At 61.8% G+C, this 3,341-nt stretch carries 2 protein-coding genes and 1 pseudogene; all 3 read left to right on the top strand.

Features of this window, described 5'->3' with window-relative positions; translation table 11 throughout:
- Positions 1-116: 116 nt before the first annotated feature.
- Positions 117-1,289 (top strand): annotated as a pseudogene (locus tag L9Z73_RS27965) (TolC family protein); the annotation flags it as partial.
- On the top strand, positions 1,279-2,532 hold the full coding sequence (locus L9Z73_RS27960) for an efflux RND transporter periplasmic adaptor subunit (protein ID WP_247407956.1): 1,254 nt from the start codon (positions 1,279-1,281) through the stop codon (positions 2,530-2,532). The pseudogene L9Z73_RS27965 and the gene L9Z73_RS27960, both read left to right, overlap by 11 nt.
- A gap of 457 nt (positions 2,533-2,989) precedes the next feature.
- A partial coding sequence (locus tag L9Z73_RS27955; protein WP_247407954.1) for an LLM class flavin-dependent oxidoreductase occupies positions 2,990-3,341 on the top strand: 352 nt, incomplete at its 3' end.

Below are 3,341 nucleotides of genomic sequence, written 5' to 3'. Positions count from 1 at the left end.
CGATTTTTTCTGCACTCGGCCTGTGGATAACTCTGTTGATGAAATCTTTACAGAGGATTTAAACGTCTGCGCTACAGGCAAAACGCCACATTGGTCATTTTTTGTTCACAGAATAAAACGCACGCAATGCCAACGTGGCACCGGCCACCAGCCTGCTGGGCGAGTACGGCACGCGCCTGAGCATGGCCTGGACCCAGCAACTGAATAACGCCAACCGTGCCGGTCGCTACCGCAGCGACGGCCTCGACCTGGCGCTCATCCAACCGCTGATGCGCGGCGCCGGCTGGGATGCAACCACCGCGCCGCTGCGCCTGTCGCGCCTGTCGGAGCAGGCCAACCGCCTGAACCTCAAGACCACCGTGGCGCAAACCATCAGCCAGATCATCGCCACCTACCGCGAATTGCTGCGCGCCCAGGAGCAACTGAGCATCGTCCAGGACGCACTGAAACGCTCCGGCACCTTGCTGGAAGTGAACAAGGCGCTGATCAGCGCCGGGCGCATGGCCGAGTTCGAGATCGTGCAGACCGAAGCCGACATCGCCACCCAGCAACTGGGCGTGGAAGAAGCGCAGAACCAACTCGACAGCAGCCGCCTGGCCTTGCTGCGCCTGCTGGCCCTCGACCTGTCGACACCGATCCGCGCCACCGAGGCCCTGGAGGCCAAGCCCATGCAGGTCGACAAGCGCGAGGCGTTCAACCTGGCGCAGAACCAGCAACCGGAATACCTCGCCACCCTGCTCGGCAGCCAGCAGGCCGACCTCAACCTGGTGATCGCCAAAGACTCCGGGCGCTGGCAAGTGGACCTCGTGGCCGGGGCGAACCAGATACGCGACAACTACAACAACGACGCCGGCAGCGGCAACAACCGCAGTTGGGACAGCTACGCCGGAGTGCAGGTGCAAATCCCCATCGGCGACATCAGCACGCGCCAGGCCGAAGTGCGGGCGCGGGTGAATGTGGAGGATCAGGCCATCAGCATCACCGACGCCCGCCAGGAACTGGAACGCAGCGTGAACAACGTGGTACGCGACCTCGGCACGCGCTGGCGCCAGTATGAAATCTCCCAGCGCGCCGTGGAGCTGTCGCGGCGCAAGATCGAAATCGAGCGCGAAAAGCTCAGCGCCGGGCGCTCCACCAACTTCCAGGTGCTGAGTTTCGAAACCGACCTGCGTAACGCCGAAAACGCGCAGCTCAATGCGCTGATCGCTTATTTGAACGCCCAGACCCAGCTCGATCTGACCCTGGGCATGACGCTGGAAAGTTGGGAAATCGCCCTCAATGACTACTAACCAAAAACGCCTGCTGGCGGCTGGATTGATCGTGCTGCTGGCGGGCGCGGGAATTGCCATGCAAAGCCATCGCAGCGCCGCCGAACCGCTGAACACCACCGAGCAGTGGCTGGCGGTCAAGTCTGACGCGCTGGTACACCAGATCGGCCTGGTGGGCAAGATCGAGCCCGACACCACCCTCATCCTCACCGCGCCGTTCGACGGCAATGTGCAGGCCAACCTGGTGGAGCAAGGCCAGCGCGTCGACGCCGGGCAAGTGTTGCTGCGCATGGACCCGGCCGTGCTCGAAGTGCAACTGCGCGATGCACTCTCCGCGCAACTCAAGGCCCGGCGCACCGTGCAGGACATGCAGAACTGGGACAACAGCCCCACCGTCAGCCGTGCGCGCCGTAGCCTGCGCACCGCGCAAATGAGCGCCAGCAACACCCAGCGCAAACTCACCGAAAGCGAAAACCTGTTTCAGCGCGGCATCATCCCGCGCAACGAACTGGACGACCTCAAGCAACAGACCCAGCAGCAACAGCTGGACCTGATCGCTGCGCGCGATGAACTGCAACAGGCATTGGATCAAGGCAAAGGCGAATACCGACAGATCGCGGAGATGGAGCTGACCAATGCCACCGTGAAGTACGACGCCCTGTATCAGCAGCTCGAAGGCAAGGAGGTCAAGGCGCCCTTCTCCGGCATCGTGGTACCCGCGCCCGGAAGCGGCAACGCGGCACAAGGCGCTGGCAACACCAACGCCCCGGTGCAGGCCGGCAGCAAGGTCAGCCAGGGCCAGGTGCTGTTCGGCCTGGCTAATATCGAACGGCTGAAAATCGTCGCCAAGGTCTCCGAGCTGGACATCAACCAACTGCACCAGGGCCAGGCGGTGGAAGTGATGGGCGATGGCTTTGACGGCGAGCGGCTGAGCGGCTCGGTGAGTGTGGTCAGCGGCTTGGCGATTGCCGGTGATACCCAGGGCAGCGCGCAGTTTCCGGTGACCCTGTCGATCCCCAAGCTGACCCCGCAGCAATTGCAGCGGGTGCGGCTGGGGATGAGCGCGCGACTGACCATCGTCACTTACAACAATGCACAGGCGATCGTGATTCCGAGCCAGGCGATCCAGCCGGACAGGACGGTCGAGTACCGGCCGGCGATGGACAAACCGGTGGAACGCGTGACCGTGACCACCGGGCAATCGACGCCACAGGGCGTCGAGGTATTCGGGCTAAAACCCGGCTTTGTGAAGACCCCAAGGTAGATAGCTATCCCCTGTGGGAGGGGGCTTGCCCCCGATGACGGAGGGACAGCCAGCTTATCTGTAGCTGACCCACCGCTATCGGGGGCAAGCCCCCTCCCACAGTTTGATTGCAGGGTGTCAGCCCCGTCCCAGTGGCGTGAGACCACGCGATCATGGTCGGCTCGGTGAAGAACCTCATGCACGTTGAGGATGATCAGCACAGCCACCAGAATCACCGGTAGGCTGGCAATCACCGCAAAGGCCAGGATCAGTTTTTGTTTTATGTTCATCGAGCTCACCTTCCTTGTGAGGTGAGGGTGTAACCGTTGAAGAGAAAAGTTTTGTGGATATTCCATATTATGGTATACCAACAATCAATCCGCCGAACAGCCGTTATCCAAGGCAAGCATTACAACGGCGAGAGCACTTAAGGGCCCGTGGTCGACAGGCCGATCACAATAGATCCGAGGTAAGCGTCATGAAGTTTTCCCTGTTCGTACACATGGAACGTTGGGACGAGAGCATCAGCCACCGCCAGTTGTTCGAAGACTTGACCGAATTGACCCTGATGGCCGAAGCCGGTGGCTTCAGCACCGTATGGATTGGCGAGCACCACGCCATGGAATACACCATCTCGCCAAGCCCGATGCCGTTGCTGGCTTACCTCGCGGCCAAGACCACCACCATTCACCTGGGCGCCGGCACCATCATCGCGCCGTTCTGGCACCCGCTGCGGGTGGCGGGTGAATGCGCGTTGCTCGATGTGATCAGCAACGGCCGCATGGAAGTCGGCCTGGCCCGTGGCGCCTACCAGGTCGAGTTCGACCGCA

This window comes from Pseudomonas emilianonis (assembly GCF_023072625.1).
GTDB lineage: Bacteria > Pseudomonadota > Gammaproteobacteria > Pseudomonadales > Pseudomonadaceae > Aquipseudomonas > Aquipseudomonas paraveronii.
The sequence above is the reverse complement of the archived record's forward strand: the minus strand, read 5'-3'. Positions and strand labels throughout refer to the sequence as shown.

Coding starts and splice junctions, on each gene's coding strand:
- L9Z73_RS27960 (WP_247407956.1), top strand. CDS start 1,279: ATGACTACTAACCAAAAACGCCTGCTGGCGGCTGGATTGATCGTGCTG.